At 67.5% G+C, this 22,217-nt stretch carries 21 protein-coding genes, 1 tRNA gene and 1 pseudogene; 7 read left to right on the forward strand and 16 right to left on the reverse strand.

Annotation, left to right across the window (positions count from 1 at the left end; all coding sequences use genetic code 11):
• Both VNW74_RS20735 and VNW74_RS20740 read left to right on the forward strand, forming a co-directional pair.
• Positions 1-131, forward strand: a pseudogene (locus tag VNW74_RS20735) (glycosyltransferase family 2 protein); the annotation flags it as partial.
• Entirely contained in the window at positions 128-469 is a 342-nt protein-coding gene (locus tag VNW74_RS20740; RefSeq protein ID WP_325680249.1) for a DUF2304 domain-containing protein, read from the forward strand. The pseudogene VNW74_RS20735 and the gene VNW74_RS20740, both read left to right, overlap by 4 nt.
• Here the strand turns inward: VNW74_RS20740 and VNW74_RS20745 are convergent.
• The 3 genes from VNW74_RS20745 to VNW74_RS20755 all read right to left on the reverse strand — a co-directional run bounded on the left by VNW74_RS20745 (position 466) and on the right by VNW74_RS20755 (position 2,806).
• Positions 466-1,554 (reverse strand): YeiH family protein, encoded by a 1,089-nt coding sequence (locus tag VNW74_RS20745; RefSeq protein WP_325680290.1) that lies wholly within the window; start codon positions 1,552-1,554, stop codon positions 466-468. The two genes, VNW74_RS20740 and VNW74_RS20745, sit on opposite strands and share 4 nt — an antisense overlap.
• Before the next feature lie 49 nt (positions 1,555-1,603).
• Positions 1,604-1,762, reverse strand: coding sequence for a hypothetical protein (locus VNW74_RS20750; RefSeq protein ID WP_325680251.1), 159 nt, complete (start codon positions 1,760-1,762; stop codon positions 1,604-1,606).
• Between the two features lie 99 nt (positions 1,763-1,861).
• Positions 1,862-2,806 carry an NAD-dependent epimerase/dehydratase family protein gene (locus VNW74_RS20755; RefSeq protein WP_325680253.1) on the reverse strand — a complete coding sequence of 315 codons (945 nt, stop codon included), beginning with the start codon at positions 2,804-2,806 and terminating at the stop codon, positions 1,862-1,864.
• Between VNW74_RS20755 and VNW74_RS20760 the strand changes: the two genes are divergently transcribed.
• Positions 2,772-4,601, forward strand: coding sequence for a hypothetical protein (locus VNW74_RS20760; RefSeq protein ID WP_325680255.1), 1,830 nt, complete (start codon positions 2,772-2,774; stop codon positions 4,599-4,601). The two genes, VNW74_RS20755 and VNW74_RS20760, sit on opposite strands and share 35 nt — an antisense overlap.
• Positions 4,602-4,628: 27 nt before the next feature.
• Here the strand turns inward: VNW74_RS20760 and VNW74_RS20765 are convergent.
• Positions 4,629-4,701: transfer RNA gene (locus tag VNW74_RS20765), tRNA-Thr, on the reverse strand.
• Between the two features lie 66 nt (positions 4,702-4,767).
• The gene (locus VNW74_RS20770) at positions 4,768-5,964 is read right to left on the reverse strand and encodes a DNA polymerase III subunit delta' (RefSeq protein WP_325680257.1); all 1,197 of its coding nucleotides are present in this window, start codon (positions 5,962-5,964) and stop codon (positions 4,768-4,770) included.
• Between the two features lie 48 nt (positions 5,965-6,012).
• On the opposite strand from VNW74_RS20770, the gene VNW74_RS20775 reads away from it, so the two are divergent.
• The gene (locus VNW74_RS20775; RefSeq protein ID WP_325680292.1) at positions 6,013-7,662 is read left to right on the forward strand and encodes an adenylate/guanylate cyclase domain-containing protein; all 1,650 of its coding nucleotides are present in this window, start codon (positions 6,013-6,015) and stop codon (positions 7,660-7,662) included.
• Here VNW74_RS20775 and VNW74_RS20780 read toward each other — a convergent pair.
• From VNW74_RS20780 to VNW74_RS20795, 4 genes are all read right to left on the reverse strand, one after another.
• Positions 7,659-8,054: a hypothetical protein gene (locus VNW74_RS20780; protein WP_325680259.1), complete on the reverse strand. Its 396-nt coding sequence runs from the start codon at positions 8,052-8,054 to the stop codon at positions 7,659-7,661. The genes VNW74_RS20775 and VNW74_RS20780 overlap by 4 nt on opposite strands.
• Before the next feature lie 243 nt (positions 8,055-8,297).
• Positions 8,298-11,126, reverse strand: coding sequence for a type I DNA topoisomerase (gene topA / locus VNW74_RS20785; RefSeq protein ID WP_325680261.1), 2,829 nt, complete (start codon positions 11,124-11,126; stop codon positions 8,298-8,300).
• A 173-nt stretch (positions 11,127-11,299) separates the two neighbouring features.
• Positions 11,300-11,878 (reverse strand): hypothetical protein, encoded by a 579-nt coding sequence (locus VNW74_RS20790; protein ID WP_325680263.1) that lies wholly within the window; start codon positions 11,876-11,878, stop codon positions 11,300-11,302.
• A 185-nt stretch (positions 11,879-12,063) separates the two neighbouring features.
• Positions 12,064-12,267, reverse strand: a complete 204-nt coding sequence (locus tag VNW74_RS20795; protein ID WP_005138711.1) for a cold-shock protein — start codon at positions 12,265-12,267, stop codon at positions 12,064-12,066.
• 335 nt (positions 12,268-12,602) lie between these two features.
• Between VNW74_RS20795 and VNW74_RS20800 the strand changes: the two genes are divergently transcribed.
• Together VNW74_RS20800 and VNW74_RS20805 are read left to right on the forward strand one after the other, a co-directional pair.
• Complete coding sequence (locus tag VNW74_RS20800; protein ID WP_325680265.1) at positions 12,603-14,948, forward strand: DEAD/DEAH box helicase; 2,346 nt, start codon at positions 12,603-12,605, stop codon at positions 14,946-14,948.
• Positions 14,949-15,257: 309 nt separating this feature from the next.
• Complete coding sequence (locus tag VNW74_RS20805; RefSeq protein ID WP_325680267.1) at positions 15,258-16,295, forward strand: PAS domain-containing protein; 1,038 nt, start codon at positions 15,258-15,260, stop codon at positions 16,293-16,295.
• A 38-nt stretch (positions 16,296-16,333) separates the two neighbouring features.
• Here VNW74_RS20805 and VNW74_RS20810 read toward each other — a convergent pair whose 3' ends face one another.
• From VNW74_RS20810 to ssd, 7 genes are read right to left on the reverse strand one after another with little or no spacing between them, the layout of a single operon-like run.
• Positions 16,334-16,651 carry an Rv3654c family TadE-like protein gene (locus VNW74_RS20810; protein WP_325680269.1) on the reverse strand — a complete coding sequence of 106 codons (318 nt, stop codon included), beginning with the start codon at positions 16,649-16,651 and terminating at the stop codon, positions 16,334-16,336.
• Positions 16,652-16,667: 16 nt separating this feature from the next.
• On the reverse strand, positions 16,668-16,970 hold the full coding sequence (locus VNW74_RS20815) for a TadE family type IV pilus minor pilin (RefSeq protein WP_325680271.1): 303 nt from the start codon (positions 16,968-16,970) through the stop codon (positions 16,668-16,670).
• A 23-nt stretch (positions 16,971-16,993) separates the two neighbouring features.
• Positions 16,994-17,200 (reverse strand): DUF4244 domain-containing protein, encoded by a 207-nt coding sequence (locus VNW74_RS20820; RefSeq protein ID WP_325680294.1) that lies wholly within the window; start codon positions 17,198-17,200, stop codon positions 16,994-16,996.
• 42 nt (positions 17,201-17,242) lie between these two features.
• The gene (locus tag VNW74_RS20825; protein WP_325680273.1) at positions 17,243-17,833 is read right to left on the reverse strand and encodes a type II secretion system F family protein; all 591 of its coding nucleotides are present in this window, start codon (positions 17,831-17,833) and stop codon (positions 17,243-17,245) included.
• Positions 17,830-18,621 carry a type II secretion system F family protein gene (locus VNW74_RS20830; protein WP_325680275.1) on the reverse strand — a complete coding sequence of 264 codons (792 nt, stop codon included), beginning with the start codon at positions 18,619-18,621 and terminating at the stop codon, positions 17,830-17,832. Before VNW74_RS20830 ends, VNW74_RS20825 begins: the two co-directional genes overlap by 4 nt.
• A complete protein-coding gene (locus VNW74_RS20835) occupies positions 18,618-19,781 on the reverse strand; it encodes a TadA family conjugal transfer-associated ATPase (RefSeq protein ID WP_325680277.1) in 1,164 nt (387 codons plus the stop codon). The genes VNW74_RS20830 and VNW74_RS20835 overlap by 4 nt, the downstream gene beginning before the upstream one ends.
• Positions 19,778-20,878: a septum site-determining protein Ssd gene (gene ssd, locus VNW74_RS20840; protein ID WP_325680279.1), complete on the reverse strand. Its 1,101-nt coding sequence runs from the start codon at positions 20,876-20,878 to the stop codon at positions 19,778-19,780. The genes VNW74_RS20835 and ssd overlap by 4 nt, the downstream gene beginning before the upstream one ends.
• A 405-nt stretch (positions 20,879-21,283) precedes the next feature.
• Here ssd and VNW74_RS20845 point away from each other — a divergent pair, with 405 nt between their 5' ends.
• On the forward strand, positions 21,284-22,132 hold the full coding sequence (locus tag VNW74_RS20845; protein ID WP_325680280.1) for an HAD-IB family hydrolase: 849 nt from the start codon (positions 21,284-21,286) through the stop codon (positions 22,130-22,132).
• Positions 22,133-22,217 lie beyond the last annotated feature (85 nt).

A 22,217-nucleotide genomic window follows, 5' to 3' on the forward strand; every position in this document is an offset into this window, starting at 1 on the left:
ACCGTTGGCGCGTTGCCGAAGAGCCCGTCGAGGTGCTCTACACCGACTACTCCCAATCCAAGGGCCAGCCGCTTCTCAACGGCGTCAACATCATTTTCGACGGATTCCTGCGAGGAAGGATGTCGCGTTGAACTGGATTCAGGGTCTGCTGATCACCTCGATCGTCGCGTTGCTGGTTTATCTGCTGTGGTCTCGTCGCAGCGCCCAGTCGAAGGCGTGGGTCAAAGTCGGCTATCTGGTCTTCGTGCTCGGCGGTGTGTACGCCGTGCTGCGGCCGAACGACACCACCGTGGTGGCGCACTGGCTCGGCGTGGACCGCGGCACCGACCTGATGCTCTACGCGCTGATCATCGCGTTCAGCTTCACCACGCTGAGCACCTATCTGCGGTTCAAGGACCTGGAGCTGCGTTATGCGCGATTGGCCCGCGCGGTCGCGCTGGAAGGCGCGCAAGTACCCGACTTGGGTTAGGCAGCAGAAGCAGCTGCCCCGATACCCCAGCCGAATACTCGTGAGGTAAGCAGCACAAGCCCCAGCGAAACGGCCGCGACGACGACGAGGCCGACGACCGCCACCAGCAGGGGGCGCCAGCCCGTGCGGACCAGTTCCCGAATGTTGGTGTTCAACCCGACGCCGGCAAAGGTCAAGAGAAATGCCCACTTCGACACGTTGGCGATGTTGGCGCTCTGGCCCTTGCTCAACCAGCCCGCTGTCGCGATCGCCGACACCGCCAGGAAACCCAGGACGAACTTGGGGAATTTCTCCCAGATGAACGACGCCCGCGCCCGCAGCCCCGGTGCGATTTGGTCTGCCTGACCGCGCGAAGCCCAGTAAAGAGCGAACCCCAGTACCACGAAACCAATGAGAGCGTTGCGTGTGGACTTCACCAGCACCGCAATCTTCCCCGCTTGCTCGGAATACAGGTAGCCCGTGGCGGTGGTCTCGGCGGTGTTGTCGACCGCCAGACCGGCCCACAAGCCGAATTCGTGGTCGGTGAGCCCGATTCCGTGTCCCAGTAGCGGCAAGGTGAACAATGCGACGGCCCCAAGCGCCAGGATCGCCGCGATCGCATAGCCGACGTCGGAGTTGCGGGCGCGGATGGCGCCCTTGGCGGCCACGATGGCCGAGACACCGCAGATCGAGGTCCCGATGGCGAGCAGCGAACCAAGCTTTCCCGACAATCCGAACAGGTGCGCAGCCGCGAGAATGATCGCGCCGGCGACAACCATGTCCACCAGGATCTGAACCAGTGAGACGCCGCCGAGTTTGACGATATCGCCAAGTACGAAACGCACTCCGAGTGCCACAATCCCGACCTTCAACCAGAATTCGTAAGTCTGGACTCCGGGCCGGAAGACGCGATGCAGACCGACGGTGTTTGTGACGAGCAAACCGAACACGATCGCCCACAACACATATTCGATGTCGGGCACTGTCCAATGCTCTTGCCGAGCAAGCGATTTCCATTCAATTTGCGCGTATTTGCCGAGCAACCCGACTGCGATCAACAGCAAGACGCCCGGCACGTACACCAGCAGGTTACGGCTGCTGAAGATGGCCTCCTCGGAAGGCTCCGCCGTATCAACGAGTTGGGTGCTCACTGCGTCACCACGGAATCTTGGGCAGCAGCCCGGCCACGGCCAACAGCACCACAACGCCGGCCACAATCGTGGCCCACCAGTCAACGCCGATCCGACCCAGCCGTTCGCCCCAGTTTGGCGCACGCTGGGCGGCTGTGTGATCGGCTCGATCTTCCTCGGTCACCGCAATCTCCTTAACGCCGATTCCTTTGCAGATGCTGACTGCAGCCCGGCGCACGGGACAAGAGATTGGCTCCGCTTGATTGATATCCGACGAGCCGCGCTAGTCGGCGTGCGTGCGCCGGAAGTACTCCACTGTGCGGCGGACACCGTCATCCAGCTTCACCTGCGGGCGCCAGCCCAAAACCCTTTCGGCTAAACCGATGTCGAGGCAAGACCGTTCGAGGTCGCCGAGCCGCGGTGGATAAAACTCCGGGTCATCGTGCGCGCCGACGGCAGCGGCCACCGCTGAATGCAGTTGGCGGTCCGAGGTTTCCACACCGGTGCCGACGTTGAACCGCTGCCCGCCGCCGGCCGGACCCGACGCCCTGATGAACGCCTCCACCACATCGTCGACGAACACGTAGTCGCGGGTGTGCGAGCCGTCGCCAAACACCTTGGTGGGCTTTCCCGACAGCAGCGCCTGGGCGAAGATCGCCACCACCCCGGCCTCACCGTGCGGATCCTGACGCGGGCCGTAAACATTGGCCGGCGCGATGTGCGAGCACTCCAGGCCGTATAGATGACGAAACGTGTTGAGGTAGATCTCCCCCGCAACCTTGCCCGCCGCATACGGCGACGCCGGGTCGGTGGGCACGTCCTCACCCGTCGGATACGACGGCGGGGTTCCGTAGATCGATCCACCCGACGAGGTGTGCACAACCTTGCGCACACCGGCGCGCCGGGCCGCGTCAGCGAGCCGCACGGTGCCGATCACATTGACCGACGCGTCGAATTGCGGGTCGGCCACCGAGTGCCGCACGTCGATCTGCGCGGCTAAATGAAACACCACCTCCGGGCGGTGCTCATCCAGGATGGCCTGCAGATCGGCCGAGACGATGTCGGCCTCGACGAAGACGAACTCGCCGACGTCGGCCAAGTGCTCGATGTTGGTGGCCCGCCCGGAAGCGAAGTTATCCAGACCTGCGACGCTGTGCCCGCCGCTCAGCAACCGGTCGACTAGCGTCGACCCGATGAACCCGGCTGCCCCGGTGACCAGTGCGCGCACCGGCCCACCATACCGACGGGCACCGCGGGTACCGAAGGTAGCGGTAGCAGCGGCCGCTCTGATCCTGGTTCAGCTGGTGATCCGCGCGGTGCTGGCGTTTCGGGGCTATTTCTATTGGGATGACCTGATCTTGATCGGCCGGGCCGGCACGCACGGGCTGCTGTCGCCGTCGTACTTGTTCGACGACCACGACGGCCACGTGATGCCGGCGGCATTCCTGGTCGCGGGCGCGATCACCCGGCTGGCGCCGCTGAATTGGGCCGGGCCAGCCATCAGCCTGGTGGTGCTGCAACTGCTGGCCTCGCTGGCCCTGTTGCGGGCGTTGCACGTGATTCTGGGCTGGCGGCCGGTGCTGCTCGTCCCGTTGACCTTTGCGCTTTTCACGCCGCTAGGTGTTCCGGGGTTCGCATGGTGGGCGGCGGCGCTGAACTCCCTGCCGATGCTGGCCGCGCTTGCCTGGGCGTGCGCCGATGCGATCATGCTGGTGCGGACCCGCAACCAGCGCTACGCGCTGACCGGCGCGCTGGTCTACCTCGGTGGGCTGTTGTTCTTCGAGAAGGCCGCGGTGATTCCTTTCGTCGCGTTCGCGCTCGCCGTGCTGCTCTGCGATGTGCAAGGTGACAGCGCGGCGCTTCCGACAGTGTGGCGGGCTGGGGCTCGATTGTGGACGGCGTCGCTGGCGCTGACCGCCGTCTGGATCGCGGTCTACGTCGTCGTGGTCAACCAGCAGCGGTGGAGTTCGGATCTGACGATGACGTGGGATCTGCTGCAGCGCTCGGTCACCCACGGGATCGTTCCCAGTCTGGCCGGGGGGCCGTGGGCCTGGGCCCGCTGGGCGCCGGCCTCGCCGTGGGCTACCCCGCCGCTGGCGGCCAGAGCGCTGGGCTGGGTGGTGCTCGCCGCGGCGCTGGGCGTCTCCCTGATCCGCAAACAACGCATCGTGCCGGTGTGGCTGACCGCGGCCGGCTACGTTGTCGCCTGCCAAGTGCCGATCTACCTGATGCGCTCATCGCGGTTCACCGCGCTGGAACTGGCCCAAACGTTGCGCTATTTCCCCGATCTCGTCGTGGTGCTGGCGCTGTTGGCCGCCGTCGGGTTCTGCGCGCCGAATCGTCCATCGTCGCACTGGCTGGACGCGTCGCCGGGGCGCGTGGTGGTGACGACGGCCGTGGCGGCGGCGTTCGTGGCGAGTAGCGGCTATTCGACGGCGACGTTTTTGACCTCATGGCAGGACAACCCCGCTCAGCCTTATCTGCAAAATGCGCGTCGCGGTTTGGCCGCAGCGCATACGGCCTCGAGTGCGCCGCTGCTGGATCAGGAGGTCGATCCGCTGGTGTTGGGTCGGGTGGCCTGGCCGGAGAACCTGGCCAGCCACATCTTCGCACTGCTGCGCGAACGTCCGGAATTCGCCTCGGCGACAACGCAACTGCGGGTGCTCGACAGCTCGGGCCGACTGGCCGACGCGCAAGTGACCTGGGTTCGCGCGATCCTGCCGGGGCCGGTGCCGCGGTGCGGCTACTTCGTGCAGCCGGACCGCCCGGTGCGCCTTGGTCTCGACGGCCCACTGCTGCCGACGGATTGGACGGCCGAGATCAACTACCTGGCCAACAGCGACGGCTCGATCACGCTGTCGCTGTCCGAGGGGCCGCGAACAAAGGTTCCGGTGCATCCAGGGCTCAACCGCGTCTACGTCCGGCTGCCCGGGGCGGGCAATGACATCACGGTGCGAGCCGACACAGCCGCGCTCGCGGTCTGCGTCGCGGCCGGGCCGGTCGGCTATGCCGCGCCGCGATAAGGCGACGTGGCGGATCCGCGAGTGGCGAGCCACCTAGGAGAATCGAACTCCTGACCTGCTCATTACGAGTGAGCCGCTCTACCGACTGAGCTAAGGTGGCGTGCCCTGCCGGGCGGCACGAGTCTACGACAGGCCCCTGGAACGGCCCAAGTTCAGCCCTGCGTCGTCAGTCGCGCAGTGCCTGGCCGATCGTGGCGACCATGGCGTCGACGGCGAACTTGGGCTTCACGTTGACCGCCAGCGCTTCGCGGCACTCCAGCACAGCTTCGATGCATCGCAGCAACCGGTCCGGCGGGACGTGCGCGGACATCGCCGCGATGGGCTCCGCCATGTCGGGGTGGTTGCGCCGCACAACTCCGGCGTTGGCGGCCACCAACAGCGCGTCGCGGAAGTAGGTCGCGAGATCGATCAGGGCACGGTCCAGGGCATCCCGCGATGCCCTGGTGTGACGCGACTTCTGCCGTCGCTCAAGGTCTTTGATCGCGCCGGTGGCGCCGCGCAACGCGCCGGCAGTGCCCTTGCCGGTGCCTCCTGCGCCCAGCGCGGTGCGCAGCTCCTCGGTTTCGGCCTCGTCGCGCCCGGCGGTCAGCACCGCCGCCTCGGCCTCGGACGCAGCCACCAGCGCCTCGGCGGCAGCGTAGGCCTTCGATCGGGTGGCCGCGTCCCGGGCCAGACTCAACGCCTGCAACCGCCGCTCGCGCGCCTCCGGATCGGTTGCCAGCCGCCGCGCCCGCCCGACGTGGCCGCCACTGACCGACGCCGCCCAGGTCGCGGTCTCGGCCGTCAGAGCGTCGCCGTCGACCAATACCGCAGCGATGGCCTCCGGCGAGGGAGTGACCAGCGCGATATGACGGCAGCGGGAGCGCAGCGTGAGCGCGATGTCCTCGGGATCAACCGACGGCGCGCAGAGCAGAAACACCGTGCGTGGCGGCGGCTCCTCGACCACTTTCAGCAAAGCATTGGCCGCGCCTTCGGTCAGCCGGTCCGCGTCCTCGATCAGCACGATCTGCCAGCGGCCGGTGCTCGGCCGGCGAGACGCGATCTGGACGATCGCACGCATCTCGTCGACGCCGATGGACAGCCCCTCGGGGATGACGCGGCGAACGTCGGCGTGCGTGCCGGCCATCGTCGTCGTGCAGGCACGACATTCTCCGCAGCCGGGCACGCCGGCCGATCCGCACTGCAACGCAGCGGCAAAGCACAGCGCCGCCACCGAGCGCCCCGAGCCGGGAGGGCCGGTGATCAGCCAGGCATGCGTCATCGCGGCGGTGTGAGCCGAATCACCGCGGGCCGCCTCGGCGGCGGCCACCAGGTCGGCTTCGACCGACTCCTGGCCAACCAGCCGTGTGAATACCCGCGACATCACCGGCAACAGTACTGGTCACCGCTGACGTCTCCGCAACACAATCGGCTGTACACGGAATGTTTTGGCTACTTTTTCGTCCCCGCCGACCGATACGGTGGTTTGGTGAGCACGGCAGCAGCACTCCCCGGGCGGATCAGCGCATTCGTCCAATGGTTTGTGCGCACACCGTGGCCGGTTTTCATGCTGAGCCAGCTGCAGGCCGACATCATCGGCGCACTGCTGGTGGTGGGCTTCCTGCGTTACGGGCTGCCACCCGAAGACCGCATCGAACTGCAAGAACTGCCGGCCCTCAACCTGGCTGCCTTCACCGGATCGATCGTCCTGCTGTTCGTACTCGGAACCGCGATCAGCGCGCGGCTGCTGGTGCCGGTGTTCCGGTGGCAGCGCCGCGATGCTCTGCTCACCGACACCGACACCGACCCCACCGCCACCGAGCTGGCCCGCAGCCGCGCGCTGAGGTCACCGTTCTACCGCACGCTGATCAACTTGGCGTCCTGGTTGGTCGGTGGCGTGGTCTTCATCATCGCCAGCTGGCCGGTGGCCAAGCACGCCGCGCCGGTGGTGGCCGTCGCCACCGCCCTAGGTGCCACCGCCACCGCGATCATCGGTTACCTGCAGTCCGAGCGAGTGCTACGTCCGGTGGCCGTTGCCGCCCTGCGCGGCGGGCTGACGGAGAACATCCGGGCATCGGGTGTCATCGGGCGCCAGATGCTCACCTGGGCGCTCTCCACCGGGGTGCCGCTGCTGGCGATCGTGCTGACCGTGGTGGCCGACAAGGCCGCGTACCTTCATGGGCCGCCGGAGAAGCTGCTGAACCCGATCCTGCTGCTGGCGCTGCTGGCGCTGGGCATCGGGCTGGCCAGCACACTGCTGGTAGCCATGTCGATCGCCGACCCGCTGCGCCAGCTGCGCTGGGCCCTCGGCGAGGTACAGCGCGGTAACTACAACGCGCACATGCAGATTTACGACGCCAGCGAGTTGGGGCTGCTGCAGGCCGGCTTCAACGACATGGTGCGCGACCTGTCCGAGCGGCAGCGGCTCCGCGACCTGTTCGGCCGCTACGTGGGCGAGGACGTCGCTCGCCGGGCATTAGAGCGCGGCACCGAATTGGGCGGCCAGGAGCGCGATGTCGCGGTGCTGTTTGTCGACCTGGTCGGCTCGACCAAGCTCGCGGCGACGCGACCGCCCGCAGAGGTGGTCCTGCTGCTCAACGAGTTCTTCCGGGTGGTGGTCGACACCGTCGGCCGGCACGGTGGCTTCGTCAACAAATTCCAGGGCGATGCCGCACTGGCCATCTTCGGCGCACCGATCGAGCACCCCGACGCGTCCGGCGGCGCACTGGCAGCGGCGCGTGAGCTGCACGACGAGCTGCTCCCGGTGATCGGCTCCGCGGAGTTCGGCATCGGGGTGTCCTCCGGGCGCGCCATCGCGGGCCACATCGGCGCACAGGCCCGTTTCGAGTACACGGTGATCGGTGATCCGGTCAACGAGGCCGCGCGGCTCACCGAGCTCGCCAAGCTTGAAGACGGCCACGTGCTGGCCTCGGCCGTCGCGGTCAGCGGCGCGCTTGACGCCGAAGCCTTGTGCTGGGACGTTGCCGAAGTCGTCGCGCTGCGCGGACGCAACGCTCCCACTCAACTGGCGCGGCCGCTCAACCTTGCCGCACCGCAGGAGGTGTCCAGCGAAATCGGCTAGCTGCCCGGCGGCGGGCTAGTCGGCGCTGCAGTGAGGTCGCCCGGTGTCAGCGGGCCGGTGTCGACAGTCGTCTTCCCGGGCTGCCCGGCGGGGTCGGTACCGAGGTTCAACAGGTCGCTGAGGCCTGGCACGCTGGACGGCTGATCGCTGTTCGGCGCTTCGGGCTCGGTGATGTTCTGCACCACCACCGGGGTCTCCAACCCGTACATGACCTGCAACAAGTCGGCGACGGACGGGCTGTTCGCATCCGGGTTGTCGTGCGTGTTCCCGGAGAGTTGGACCGCGGGCACCTCGATGTCACGCAGCGGCGGCGCCGCTGGCGCTGCGATGATGATGCTGACGCCACCGAGCGCAATACCTGCGGTTAAGCAGTATCGTGCAGCGGATCGCATGACTCTCCTAGGCGCCACCGTGACCGGTTCACAGCGGACGTAGGGTTACTGTACCTGAGAACAGGCTGAGAATCACCAGTTTTTAAGCAAATAGCTGGAAAAAAGAAACCTAAGGAGACGCTATGCCGCGACGCGCTCGCCTGTTCGGCGCGCTCCAAGCCCCGGAGCAGCGGTTTCAGCCGCCCGACGACGATGCGGGCCGTGCCAGCGGCCCGAGGTGAGGGTACCGGGAAAGCCGGGCCATCAGGTGCGCTTGGCCGCCTTTTTCGCCGGGCTCTTGCGCGCGGTCTTCTTGGCCGCCCGTTTCACCGGGCCCCGGGCCCGCCGGTCGGCCAGTAGTTCCGCCGCGCGCTCATCGGTGATCGACAACACGTCGTCGCCTTTGCGCAGACTGGCGTTGGTCTCCCCGTCGGTGACGTACGGGCCGAACCGGCCGTCCTTGATCACCATCTGCTTGCCCGACGCCGGGTCGTTGCCGAGCTCACGTAGCGGCGGTGCCGCGGCGCCCTGCCGACCACGGCGTTTCGGCTCCGCGTAGAGCTTCAGCGCTTCCTCGAGAGTGATCTCGAACATCTGGTCTTCGGTAGCCAGCGAGCGAGAGTCGTTGCCGCGCTTCAAGTATGGGCCATAACGCCCGTTCTGCGCGGTGATCTCCTCTTTAGACTCGGGGTCGACGCCAACGACTCGCGGCAGCGACAGAAGTTTCAGCGCCTCGTCCAGCGTGACGGTCTGCAAATCCATGCTGCGTAACAGCGAACCCGTGCGCGGCTTGGGTCCGGTGGGTTTCTTGCCCTTCTTGGCCCCCTGATCAGCGGGGCCGTCGGGATCATCGGGCGGCTCCGGCAGGATCTCGGTGACATATGGCCCATAGCGACCGTCTTTGGCGACGATCTCGTGGCCGGTCTCCGGATCCACCCCAAGCGTGCGGCCCTCCTGCGGTGTGGCGAAAAGCTGCTCGGCCACCTCTAAGGTCAGCTCATCGGGGGTGAGCGTGTCGTTGAGGTTGGCCCGCTGCGGTTTAAGCTCCCCGTCGTCGCCAAGCACCATGCGTTCCAAGTAGGGCCCGTTCTTGCCCACCCGCACCGAGATTGCGCGTCCTTCGGCATCGTCAAAAAGCCTGATGGAGTTGACTTCCCGAGCGTCGATCCCTTCGAGATTGACCCCGACCAGCTTTTTCAGCCCACCGGATCGGGCTATCGAGTCGGGTACGCCGTGGTCGCCGCCGAAATAGAAGTTGTTGAGCCAGTTGGTGCGATGCTCGTTGCCCGAGGCGATCTCGTCGAGCTCGTCTTCCATCGCCGCGGTGAATCCGTAGTCGACCAGCCGCCCGAAATGCTGTTCCAGCAGCCCGGTGACGGCGAACGCCACCCACGACGGCACCAGGGCGCTGCCCTTCTTGTGCACGTAGCCGCGGTCCTGGATGGTCTTGATGATCGACGAATAGGTCGACGGGCGGCCAATGCCGAGCTCTTCGAGCGCCTTGACCAGAGAGGCCTCGGTGTAGCGCGCGGGCGGGTTGGTGGAGTGGCCGTCGGGGGTGAGCTTGGTGGCGTCCAGCCGCTGCCCCTCGGTGAGTTGCGGCAGCCGGCTCTCGGCATCGTCGGCTTCGCCGCCGGCGAGTTCGTCCACGGTTTCCACGTAGGCCTTCAGGAAGCCCGCGAAGGTGATCGTGCGCCCGCTCGCCGAGAACACCACCTGCTGGCCTCCGGGGCTCAGCGCGCCTTCCCGGCTTCCCGATTGACCGGCGATCCGCAGGCTCAGCGTCGTGCCGCGGGCATCGGCCATCTGAGAGGCGACCGTGCGTTGCCAGATCAGCTCGTAGAGCCGGAAGTCGTCGCCATTGAGTTCGCGGCGCACTGCGTCCGGAGTGGCGAAAGTGTCACCGGCCGGGCGGATCGCTTCGTGCGCTTCCTGGGCGTTTTTCACCTTGCGGGTGTACTGGCGCGGCGACGGGTAGACGTACTCCTCGCCGTAGAGCTGACGAGCCTGGGTGCGGGCGGCGTTGATCGCCGACTCCGACAGCGTCGTCGAGTCGGTCCGCATATAAGTGATGTAGCCGTTTTCGTAGAGGCGTTGCGCGATGCTCATCGTGCGCTCGGAGGAGAACCGCAGCTTCCGGCCGGCTTCCTGCTGCAGAGTCGAGGTCATGAACGGCGCGTACGGACGGCGGGTGTAGGGCTTTTCCTCCACCGAGGCCACGTTGAGCTGCGCGCCGCGTAAACCCGTGGCCAGGTCGTTGGCCCGCGACTCGTCGAGCACCACCACCTCGTGCGCCTTGCGCAGCTGGCCCAGCGAGTCGAAGTCGCGGCCGGTGGCCACCCGCAGCCCGTCGACGCTGGTGAGCCGCGCGGTGAAGGTCGGCGGCTGGGCTTTCGGGTCGGAGATGCTGGCGTCCAGCTCGGCGACCACGTCCCAGTAGGCGGCGCTGCGGAATGCCATGCGGTCGCGCTCGCGCTGGACGATGATGCGGGTGGCCACCGACTGGACCCGGCCCGCCGACAGTTTTGGTGCCACCTTCTTCCACAGCACCGGGCTCACTTCGTAGCCGTACAGCCGGTCCAGGATACGACGGGTCTCCTGGGCGTCGACCAGGTCAATATCCAGGTCACGCGGGTTTTCGGCGGCTTCCAGGATGGCCGGTTCGGTGATCTCGTGGAAGACCATCCGCTTGACCGGAATGTTGGGCTTCAGCGTCTCCAGCAGATGCCAGGCAATGGCCTCGCCCTCGCGGTCGCCGTCAGTGGCCAGATAGAGCTCGTCGACGTCTTTGAGCAGGCCTTTGAGTTCACTGACCGTGCTCTTCTTGTCCGGGCTGATGATGTAGAGCGGCTCGAAGTCGGCATCGACGTTCACCCCGAGCCGGGCCCACGGCTGTGACTTGTACTTCGCGGGCACGTCGGCCGCCGCCCGCGGCAGGTCGCGAATGTGACCTCGCGAGGACTCGACGATGTAGTTCGCGCCCAGGTAGCCGGCCAATTTGCGCGCCTTCGTCGGCGACTCGACGATAACGAGTCGCCGCGTGGTTCCATTGCCCCGCCCATTGACAGGGCCAGCCCGGTCGGCTTTAGCCACCTGCGGTTACGCTCACTTTCCACTTCTCCCCCGCCGGCGCAGGTCCAGCGACCGGCCGGCTCCTGAAATTCAGGTTCTGCGGTGCCCGTTCGACCCTGCAGACACCTGACAATGTGGCACCCGGGATGGGCCGACGCAAACCGACCCCCCGTTTATAGCCCGCCAAATTGCCGCTAAATGTGCGGCCAGTAGGGCAACGCCGCTGCGGTGTCAGGGGGTTCCCCAACGCTTTCTACCAGGCGCGATAGCCTGCGGCGGCCGCTGATCCGCAGCGCGGGCCGGGCTCCGCGAGTGCCGATCAGCGTCGGTGCTATCCCGACCCGCATCAGTGCCGACGCCAGTGGCGAGTGGGTGTCCGGTGCGTGCGGATCCAGTCCGAGCAGATAACGGTCGGCTTCCGGGTTGCCCGCCGCCAGGATCCAGGCCCGCAGCTCCCGCGGCCCCGGCAACCACAGCGGGGGGACGGTCTTCACCGCGCCGCGCGTCCAATCGCCGGCAATGGAACGCAACCGCACGTCGACCGTGGTCCGTACCAGCGGAGTGTGTTCGTCGGTCTGGGTGATTTCGGCTACCAAACCGGCCTCGTCGATCATCTCGGCGAGCGCCTCCGCCCGCCAAGGCTGATCGACGACCACCGACAGCCTGGCTCCATCGCCGACCGTCACAACCTGGCCGGCGGCGGCCAGCACCCCGGTGAGGTCGCCGACCGCCGGCGGCACCGACTCCGCCGAGAAGAAGGACAGCTGGCTCACGTCACCGACACTAAGCGTCCGGATGACGTTGTGCGCCGTGACACGGCGCGCGCTGGGGCAGGGCAATGGTGGCCGCCGGCGCGGCTTGCCAGTGCCGTTGCGCAGCCGGCCGGGCGACCACAGCGAGAACCCCCCGAACGAACCCGGTGATTCCGGACCGTGCGGGGGGTTGTCGTTACAGCTGCTCAGACGGCGCGGACGCCGGTGGCCTGGGGGCCCTTGGGGCTCTGGCCGACCTCGAACTCGACGCGCTGGTTCTCTTCAAGGGTGCGGAAGCCGCTACCCTGGATCTCCGTGTAGTGGACGAACACGTCGGCCGAACCGTCTTCGGGGGCAATGAAGCCGAATCCCTTTTCCGCGTTGAACCACTTCACAGTTCCCTGTGGCATTTCTCGATTGTTCCTTTACTACTCGGGTGCGGAGCATCACCTCGATGCTCCGGGCCCGTTCCGACCGCTAGACCTTGCTGAGTCGCCGGAACTTCACCCGACCTACAACCTCGCAGGAACCGCGGTCGCAACGTCGATCCTGCGAAAGTTTGACACGAACACAGAAGCTGCGACCGCAAACAGTCAATCATGTTCATCGCGTCTGCGACAGCCTCAGGTGATCAATTCAGCTACCAAGAGGTAAACAATTCAGGTGCGAAGCCGAAACCCCTGGCCGCAGCCCCGCCGCCGGTCGAGGTATTCGACAATCGGTTCACGTCAGGAGGAGCAGAAACATGGTGACGTTCGGCAGCGAACTGCTCGCCGCCGCGGTCGCCGGTAGCGAACCGGGAGACCATCCGCTGCGCCACGTCGCGGAGCTGCCAGCAAGGCTCGGCCGCCGACTCCCGTGGCCGGCATGGGCCGAGCCCGACGTGGTGCGCGCGTTCACCGATCGCGGTGTCAGCTCGCCGTGGACACATCAGGTTGAGGCGGCGGACCTGGCCCATGCCGGCCGTCACGTGGTTATTAGCACCGGCACGGCGTCGGGGAAATCGCTGGCCTACCAACTCCCCATCCTGAACGCGCTGGCGATCGATCCGCGGGCCCGCGCGCTCTACCTGTCGCCGACCAAAGCGCTTGGCCACGACCAGTTGCGCGCCGCGCATCTGCTGACCACGGCGGTGCCCCGGCTGGGTGACGTCGCGCCCACGGCCTACGACGGCGACAGTCCCACCGAGTTGCGTCGGTTCGCGCGGGAGCGCTCCCGTTGGCTGTTCTCCAACCCCGATATGGTCCACTTGGCGCTGCTGCGCAACCACGCCCGGTGGGCGGTGTTCCTGCGTGGCCTTCGCTATCTGGTCATCGACGAATGCCACTACTACCGTGGTGTTTTCGGCTCGAACGTGGCGATGGTTCTGCGCCGCCTGCTGCGGTTGTGCGCGCGGTACTCCGCGGACCCGACCGCCCCGTCTTTGCTGCCCACTGTCATCTTCGCCAGCGCGACAACGGCCGCGCCCGGTGCAACCGCCGCCGAGCTCATCGGCCAGCCGGTCGAAGAGATCACCAAGGACGGCTCGCCACAGGGCGCCCGCACTGTGGCGTTGTGGGAGCCGGCCTTGCGCACGGACCTCGTCGGTGAGAACGGCGCTCCGGTCCGGCGGTCCGCCGGTAGCGAGGCTGCGCGGGTAATGGCCGACCTGATGGCCGAGGGGGCGCGCACGTTGACATTTGTCCGGTCGCGTCGGGGTGCCGAATTGACCGCGCTGGCAACCCGTGCGCGACTGGAGGACATCGCCCCGGAGCTGACCGAGAAGGTGGCGTCTTATCGGGCGGGCTATCTGCCCGAGGACCGCAGCGCCCTGGAACGCGCACTGGTCGACGGGCAGCTGCGAGGTCTCGCCACCACGAACGCCCTGGAGCTGGGTGTCGATATCGCGGGGCTCGACGCGGTGGTGCTGGCCGGCTTTCCCGGAACAGTCACGTCGTTTTGGCAGCAGGCCGGCCGATCCGGGCGACGTGGCCAGGGCGCGCTGGTCGTGCTGGTCGCCCGTGACGATCCGCTGGACACCTATCTGGTGCACCACCCCGCCGCATTGCTGGATAAGCCGATCGAGCGCGTGGTGATCGATCCGGCCAACCCATACATCCTCGGCCCGCAGTTGCTCTGTGCTGCAACGGAACTGCCGCTAGACGAAGCCGAGGTGCGCGGATTGGGCGCCGAGGAGGTGGCCGAGGCGCTGGTCGACGACGGGCTGCTAAGGCGACGTTTCGGCAGGTACTATCCGGCGCCGGGCGTGGATCCGCATCCGGCGGTGGACATTCGGGGGTCGACGGGCGGCCAGATCGTCATCGTGGAGAGCGAGACCGGACGGTTGCTGGGGACCGCCGGTGTCGGCCAGGCCGCCGCTTCTGTGCACCCCGGTGCGGTATACCTGCACCAGGGTGAGAGTTACGTTGTCGATTCGCTCGACTTCGAAGAGGGCATGGCCTTCGTTCACGGCGAAGATCCCGGATATGCCACGTTTGCAAGAGAACTCACCGACATCGCGGTCACCGGAGAGGGTGAACGCCGAGTCTTCGGATCGATCACCTTGGGCCTGGTACCAGTCAGCGTCACCAGTCGAGTCGTCGGCTATTTGCGCCGTCGGCTAAGCGGGGAGGTGATCGACTTCATCGAGCTGGATATGCCCGCCCACACCCTGGCCACCACCGCGGTGATGTACACCATCACACCGGAGGCCCTGAGCCGCAACGGGATCGACGCGCAGCAGATCCCCGGATCGCTACACGCCGCCGAGCACGCCGCGATCGGACTGCTGCCCCTGGTGGCCAGCTGCGACCGCGGCGACATCGGCGGTTTGTCCACCGCGGTGGGCCCCGAATCGGACGGACTGCCCAGCGTCTTCGTCTATGACGGCTATCCGGGCGGGGCGGGCTTCGCCGAGCAGGGTTTCCGCCGGGCGAGCACGTGGCTGGGCGCTACCGCTGCCGCTATCCAGGCCTGCGAATGCCCGTCGGGATGCCCGTCCTGCGTGCAGTCACCGAAATGCGGCAACGGTAACGAACCACTGGATAAAGCCGGGGCTGTGCGCGTCTTGCGCTTGGTGCTCGCAGCGCTGGCTCACGGGGGCGAGACATAGCGATGACGACCGACCCCTCGACGGTCGCCCTCTACGCGTCTATGCCGTGGCAGCCGCCACGAAAACGCTTTTCCTCGCTGCTGAAGAAACGCGCACATGCCGAAGTTGCAAAACAGTGCGGCGAACGGTCGGACAGCGCAATCCGTTCGCGATCCCAGGGGGCGCAGCAGCAAAATACCCGGCCGCGTTAACCTGTGCAAGTCGCCGGCTGACGTGTAAGGGTCACCCTCAGGTTGACCACCTTCAACATTGCCGGATTGGGCAGGGAGGCAGCCGGTTATCGGCTGACTGACCGTAAAATGCCGAGGTATGGCCCGCGACTGGTTGCTCGTGGAAACGCTGGGCAACGAACCGGCCGTAGTAGCGCTGGGTCGTCAATTGAAGAATCTCGTTCCGATTACCGTGTTTCTGCGACGGAATCCGCATCTTGCCGCCATCCAGAGCGCAATCGCCGAGTCGTTGCAAAACAGCCAAAGCCTGGTCAGCATCACACCCAAAAGTCACCGGGTGATCCGCACCGAGCCGGTGTTGATGTCCGACGGCCGCATGCACGGTGTACATATCTGGAGCGGGCCGGCTGAGGTCGAACCGCCGGAGCGCCCGATCCCGGGCCCATTGAAATGGGACATGACCCTCGGGGTGGCCATCGATACGCCGGAGTCGCTGGCCAACACCGGAAGGAACCTCGAGGTCGAGGACCCGCAGCGTCGCGCGTTCGCGGACAGCTGGCCGTCGGGTGACCTCAAACCCAACGAAGGCAAGGCGCTCGCGGCGGCGGTCAATTCGCAACCAGGGCACACCCTGTGCGACACCTGGGACGACACCGATTGGCAGGGCAATCACATCCGGGTGAGCTTCGTCGCTCGCAATGGATTGGAGCCCGGGCCGGATGGCCGCGACCACGTGATCGCGCGCGGGATGAATTGGCGTGCCGAGCCGGCCGACCCGGCGCGAGCAACCGACCGACTCGCGCAGCAGATCCTGCACGGGTTGGCGCAGCCTGGTGTGCACCGGGCGTTGTTCGATCCGAGCAGCTGGACCCTGTTGAAATGGCTCGACGAGCCGTGCCCCTTCTATGACTGGCGACGTATCGCGACCGAAGCCGCGCGGATGCATCCCAGCGACGAGGCGCGGATGGCCGCGATGACCGCGGAGTTCGGCCGCGGGGCCACCAGCGGGGTGTTGCGCATGCCCGGCCACGACGGCGGCTGGGTGCCGGTGCACGTGACCGTCAACCGCGTGGAAGTCGAGCAGGAGACGTTCGCCGGTCTGGTCTCACTGCGGTTGCCCACGGCGACCGAACTCTCCGACGCGGGCCTGTCCGATCACGATCCAAGCGGCGACTAGTTGTACCCGGCAGTCAGGTTGGTGACAGCCGGGTACAACTAGTCGCGGTCGGCTGGGCCTGCCCGGGCGGCGGCCCGGGCGCTGGCCCATCCGCCAACGGCGACACGCGCGTCGACCGTGACGACGACGTCCAGGTCGTCCACGTCGCAACTGATGGTGCTTACCCGCATCTCACGGGCCACCGCTCTCGCCTGCGCACAGGCGGACTCGGGTCCGGCCGCCAGCCGCGCCGCGGCGGCCAGTGCGGCCAGATCGGCCGCCGCCTGGGCCCGGTGGCGCGCTACCACTGCAGAGCCCAGGTACGCGCTGCCGCCGGTGATGGACAGCAGTACGGCGACCATCGCGGCCGCGACCACGGTGGCGGATCCGCGCTCACCGTGACGGCTCCACTGCCGAGACGCCGGTGGCCGTGATGCCCAGCGCGGGAAGCAGATTCGACCGGGCGGTGACCGTCGCAACGACGACGTCGCCGTCGCGACGCAGCTGCACCAGGGCGCCACCCGGTGCGATACGAGCGGCGGTCGCGATGGCGGAGCGATCATCGCCACGGGCGGCCAACCGGGCAGCCTCGCGGGCCGCGTCGATGCAGCGGACCTGCATCGACACCGCGGTGACCCCGGCCAGGCACAACACCAGCACACCGACCAGCGTGGCGACGCCCAGCGCCGCCTCCACGGTGCTCGCGCCGACATCGTCGACTATGCCTTGGTGTTGAGCGCGCGGGCGATGATGTTGGTCAACGCCGAGACGATGGAGTCGCCGGTGACGACCGTGTAGAGGATCGCAGCAAACGCCGCCGCCGCGATCGTCCCGATTGCGTACTCGACGGTGGACATCCCGGACTCGTCTACCGCCAACAGCGTCACACGCGCGCGTAGCACACGAAACATGTTGGTTAACTTCATCATTCCCTCCTCCGTTACCACGTGTAGATCTGATGCACGCCGTCACAGTAAGCCCGACTGCAGTAAGTCGCCGGCCAGTCCGGCCACCACCGGAATAATGCCCAGGCACACGAACGCGGGTAAGAAACACAGTCCGAGCGGACCGGCGATCAGCACCCCGGCTCGCTCGGCGGTCGCCGCGGCCATGTGTGCGGCGTCCTGTCTACATTGCGCGGCAAGCGAGGCGACCGCGTCAGCGAGCGCCACACCCGAGGCCGAAGACCGCCTCGCCAGCCGCAGCAACGCATCGGTCTGCGGGTCGAGGGAACCGGGCGGCAGACCCGGCGGTGCCGACCATGCGATGCCCGGGTCGGCGCCCAGCGCCAACAGGTCGGCGGCGCGCCGAAGCACTCGGCCCAGCAGCGGCGGCGCCGACGGCGCAGTCGCCGCCGCGGCGGTCGACACTGCCATGCCCGCCGCCAGGCAGACCGCCAGCACATCCAGGCTCGAGGCGACGGCCAGCGGATCGGCGCCACGCACCGGTGGCCGCGGAATCGCGGGCGTGCGGGTCACCAGCGTGGCGCGCGCACGCACCGTCGACGGTCGGGCGCCAGTCAACAGAGCGGCGGCCAACAACAGCGCCGCGGTACTCACGATGTCGCCCGATCGGTGATGCGGTCGGACCAGAGCAGCCCGCTGCAGACCAGCGTCACCCCGACCACCAGCAGCCAGCCGCCTGCGTGCCCTGCCAGCAGGAACGCCACCGGGTCCGCGCCGATGAGTTGGCCAAGCGCCACCGACAGCACCGGCAGGCCGGCCAGGATGGCCGCCGTGGCGCGGGCGCCGGCCATTGCCGACGTCACCTGCCCCGAGAATCGTTGTCGCTCAGCAATATCGCGTTGAGCCGCCCGCATCAGGGTCGACATTGCCAGACCGTGTTGCGACGCCAGTTGCCAGCACACTGCGAGCCGATTCCATTGCGCCGGTAGCGCAGAAGTCTCGGCAACCCCGCTCAAACCGGCGGTGACGTCGGCCCCCAAGCGGGCGCGCGCCGCCACGGCACGACATGATTGCGCGACCGGCCCAGCTATTTCGTCCGCCGCGACGGCGAAGGCCTGCGCGGGGTGGGCACCGATCCGCAGTTCACCCACCAGCACATCGATCGCGGTTTCTAGTTCCCGGCTTTCGTCCATCGCACGACGGCTGCGGCGACGGCGGCGGTAGCGCAGGCCTGCGGTGGCGGTGAATACCACGGCAGCGAAAACCGTTGTCAGCGGCAGCAATATAGCACCGCCGGCCCCAGCGCACGCCGCTAAGCATGCGGCTACCCGCGCCGACGACCAGCTGCGGCCGCGCTCGGGGCGAGCGAGTCGTCGACGAGGCGATGACGGCAATACGAGCACAGCTGCCGACAACGCCAGCGCCGCTATCGGTGCGCTCATCTCGGTAACCGGCTCTGCAACAGCCGGCGCAAACCGGCGACCTCGTCGGTCAGTCCAGTGTCGGCGTGCCAGACAGTGACCGCGCCGACCCTTCCGTCAGTTTGGCGCAGCACGGCAATTTCGCTGAGTCGCCGCCGCCCGCCGCGGTCGCGGGCGACGTGCAACAGCACCTGCACCGCTGCGGCCAATTGACTGTGCAGCGCGCCACGATCCAGGCCGCCGAGAGCGCCCAACGCCTCCAAGCGAGCCGGGACCTCGCTCGGATTGTTGGCATGCACGGTGCCGGCACCGCCGTCGTGACCGGTGTTCAGCGCGGCAAGCAGATCGACCACCTCGGCGCCCCGGACCTCTCCGACGACGATGCGGTCGGGCCGCATCCTCAGCGCCTGCCGGACGAGTTGCCGCACCGTGACTTCGCCCACGCCTTCAACGTTGGCGCATCGCGCGACGAGCTTGACCAGATGCGGATGCGGCGGCGCCAACTCGGCGGCGTCCTCGACGCACACGATCCGCTCGTCCGGCGCCACCGCGTTCAGCATCGCCGACAGCAACGTCGTTTTACCCGCTCCGGTGCCGCCGGACACCAGAAACGCCAACCGGGCCGTGATGATGTCGGCGAGCAGTGCGGCGGCCGTCGGCGCGATGGCACCCGCCGCGATCAGCGCGGGCAGATCTTGAGTGGCCGGTCGAAGCACCCGCAACGACAGGCAGGTCCCGTCGACAGCGACCGGCGGCAGAACGGCATGCAACCGGACCGCGAAACCTCCGACGCCCACCGTGGTCAGCTGACCGTCCACCCATGGTTGCGCGTCGTCGAGACGCCGACCCGCCGCCAGGGCCAGCCGCTGCGCCAAGCGTCGCACGGCTGCTTCGTCGGCAAATCGAACATCGCTGCGCCGCAAACCGTTTCCATCGTCGACCCACACCGCGTCCGGCGCGGTGACCAGCACGTCGGTGGTGCCGTCCGCGCACAACAGTGGCTCGAGGATCCCGGCGCCGATCAGCTCGGTCTGCAGGACCCGGAGATTGCTCAGCAGCTCGGTGTCGCCGAGCACCCCGCCCGATTCGGCGCGGATCGCGTCGGCAACCACCATGGGGCGCAGCGGGCCGGATTCCGTCGCCAGCCGCTCACGCACCCGGTCGATGAGAGAACCGGTCATGCCGCCCGGCCTTCCGACCGGGCCACCGGGCGCGCAGGCAGCACAGCCATAACCCGGCTGGCCGCTGCGGCCAACGCAGAGCGCCGCCCGAACCTCAGACCACCGTGTTCGAGTTGCTCGGCCAACCTCGGGTGAGGCCTCATCGCCGCCAACAGCGGTACGCCGGCGATCTCAGCCACCTCGTTCGCGCGCAGGCCGCCTGGCGACGGTCCGCGTACGACCACTCCGACATTGGGATTGATGCCGATGAGCACCGCCGCGACCGTCGCCGTGGCCGCGCACGCCCGCACATCGCATGGGGTGACCACCACGACGAGATCGGCGGTATCCAAGGCGGTTTGAGTGGCGTCGGTCAACCGACGCGGCAGGTCGCAGACCACGGTCGCCCCGCCGCGGCGGCCGGCGTCGATGACTGCGCTCACGGCCCCGGCATCCAATTCGTATCCCCGACGGGTGCCTGACAGCATGCAGATCCCGCGGTATCGCGGCAGCGCCCCGCGCACCGCCGACCAGTTCAGCCGCCCGCCCTGCAGCGCCAGGTCGGGCCAGCGCACGCCCGGGGCGGTTTCGCCGCCCACCAGCAGGTCGATGCCACCACCCCATGGGTCGAGATCGACCAACAACGGATCGGTGGCGAGTTGCGCCAAGGCGGCCGCGAACAGTGAGGCACCCGCCCCGCCGCGCCCACCGATAACGGCGACTACCTGGCCGAGAGCGCCGTCGTCGCGCGCGAATTCGCCCGCATCGGCGAATCCGCGGACCAGATCGCGCTCTTGTGCGGGCAGCCTGAGCACGTGCCGGGCACCCACCTCGATCGCCGCGGCCCACGTCGCCGACGCGGGCTCGCTGCCGGTCACGACGATCACGTGTGCGCGGCGTGGCAGTCCAGCGCGTGCGCATGCTTGCGCCGCGGCCTCGTCGAGCACCACCGCTGCGGCCGCCGACCACGTTTTCCTGCTAATCGGAAATGTGTTGCCGGCGTGGACGACCCGCACACCGACGGCCGCGGCGACCCGGTCGACCTCATCGCGCATTACGGATTCGGCCAGGACGGCCAGGATCCCGCGTGCGCAGCCAGTGCCGGTAGGGGTGGTCATTGGCCCACCGTGCCCGGGCGCGATCCTCCGCCGCCAGTCCCGAACGAGGATCTGTGGACAACGCCCGATCTGTGCACAACTCGCGGCCCAGCGCCCGTCAAAGTCGGCGCCGACGGCGGGAACTCACCCCACAAAAGGGACGACCCCCGCCAGGGGGGGAGGAGGCGAGGGTCGTCGTGAATCAGCCCCGGGGGGTCGGGCTGATACACCCTCGGCTAAGCCGAGTACTGCTTACTATACACATGACAGCATCGCGCAGCGCAAGTGCTGTTTGAAGTTGCGCCCATGGCATTCGGCCACATTCAGCCAGGACAGCGCGGTCGTCGCGAGCAATCGAACCGTGGTTGACCGGGTGTTTTGTGGGCGCCCTCGCGTTTTGTCACGTGGTCCACCTATGCTGGGGCCGTGACCGTCCCGGACTCGGCCGCTGACCAGCAAACATCATCGATAGACACCGGTCCCAGCACTCGCACCGCCGCGTTTTTCGATCTTGATAAGACCATCATCGCCAAGTCCAGCACGCTGGCGTTCAGCAAACCTTTCTTCGACCAGGGATTGATCAACCGCCGCGCCGTGCTCAAGTCGAGCTACGCCCAGTTTCTGTTCCTGCTCTCCGGCGCCGACCACGATCAGATGGACCGCATGCGCATCCATCTGACCAACATGTGCACCGGCTGGGATGCCCAGCAGGTCAAGTCGATCGTCAGCGAAACGCTGCACGACATCGTCACGCCTCTGGTATTCGCCGAGGCCGCGGACCTGATCGCCAGCCACAAGCTGTGCGGCCGCGATGTCGTGGTGGTGTCGGCGTCCGGCGAGGAGCTGGTGGCACCGATCGCGCGTGCGCTCGGCGCCACCCATGCGATGGCGACCCGCATGGTCGTCGAGGACGGCAAGTACACCGGAGAGATCGGGTTCTACTGCTACGGCGAAGGCAAGGTCCAGGCGATCCGAGAGTTGGCCGCACGTCAGGGCTACCCTCTCGAACACTGCTACGCCTACTCGGATTCGATCACCGACCTGCCGATGCTCGAAGTCGTCGGCCATCCAAGCGCGGTCAACCCTGACCGCGCGCTGCGCCGCGAAGCGACCGCCCGCGGCTGGCCGGTGCTGGCATTCTCGCGGCCGGTATCGCTGCGCGACCGCATCGGAACACCGTCGGGAGCCGCGGTCGCCACGACCGCCGCGGTGGGCGTCAGCGCGCTGGCCGCCGGCGCGTTGACGTACTCGCTGCTCCGCCGGTTCTCGCTGTAGCAGCGCACCGTCGCTGCTACAGCAAACTTCTCCGGGTCACTGGTCGATATCACTTCAGCGTTTTCACGGCAATTGACTCTTGCTG

Origin of the sequence: Mycobacterium sp., from assembly GCF_035570115.1 — a bacterium.
Classification (GTDB): domain Bacteria; phylum Actinomycetota; class Actinomycetes; order Mycobacteriales; family Mycobacteriaceae; genus Mycobacterium.

Bases quoted from the DNA above. Each gene is read 5' to 3' on its own strand.
- VNW74_RS20800 (WP_325680265.1), top strand. From the start codon at position 12,603: ATGGTGACGTTCGGCAGCGAACTGCTCGCCGCCGCGGTCGCCGGTAGC.
- VNW74_RS20780 (WP_325680259.1), bottom strand. From the start codon at position 8,054: ATGCGATCCGCTGCACGATACTGCTTAACCGCAGGTATTGCGCTCGGT.
- VNW74_RS20820 (WP_325680294.1), bottom strand. From the start codon at position 17,200: ATGAAGTTAACCAACATGTTTCGTGTGCTACGCGCGCGTGTGACGCTG.
- VNW74_RS20760 (WP_325680255.1), top strand. From the start codon at position 2,772: ATGAACCCGGCTGCCCCGGTGACCAGTGCGCGCACCGGCCCACCATAC.
- VNW74_RS20835 (WP_325680277.1), bottom strand. From the start codon at position 19,781: ATGACCGGTTCTCTCATCGACCGGGTGCGTGAGCGGCTGGCGACGGAA.
- VNW74_RS20805 (WP_325680267.1), top strand. From the start codon at position 15,258: ATGGCCCGCGACTGGTTGCTCGTGGAAACGCTGGGCAACGAACCGGCC.
- ssd (WP_325680279.1), bottom strand. From the start codon at position 20,878: ATGACCACCCCTACCGGCACTGGCTGCGCACGCGGGATCCTGGCCGTC.
- VNW74_RS20795 (WP_005138711.1), bottom strand. From the start codon at position 12,267: ATGCCACAGGGAACTGTGAAGTGGTTCAACGCGGAAAAGGGATTCGGC.
- VNW74_RS20770 (WP_325680257.1), bottom strand. From the start codon at position 5,964: ATGTCGCGGGTATTCACACGGCTGGTTGGCCAGGAGTCGGTCGAAGCC.
- VNW74_RS20830 (WP_325680275.1), bottom strand. From the start codon at position 18,621: ATGAGCGCACCGATAGCGGCGCTGGCGTTGTCGGCAGCTGTGCTCGTA.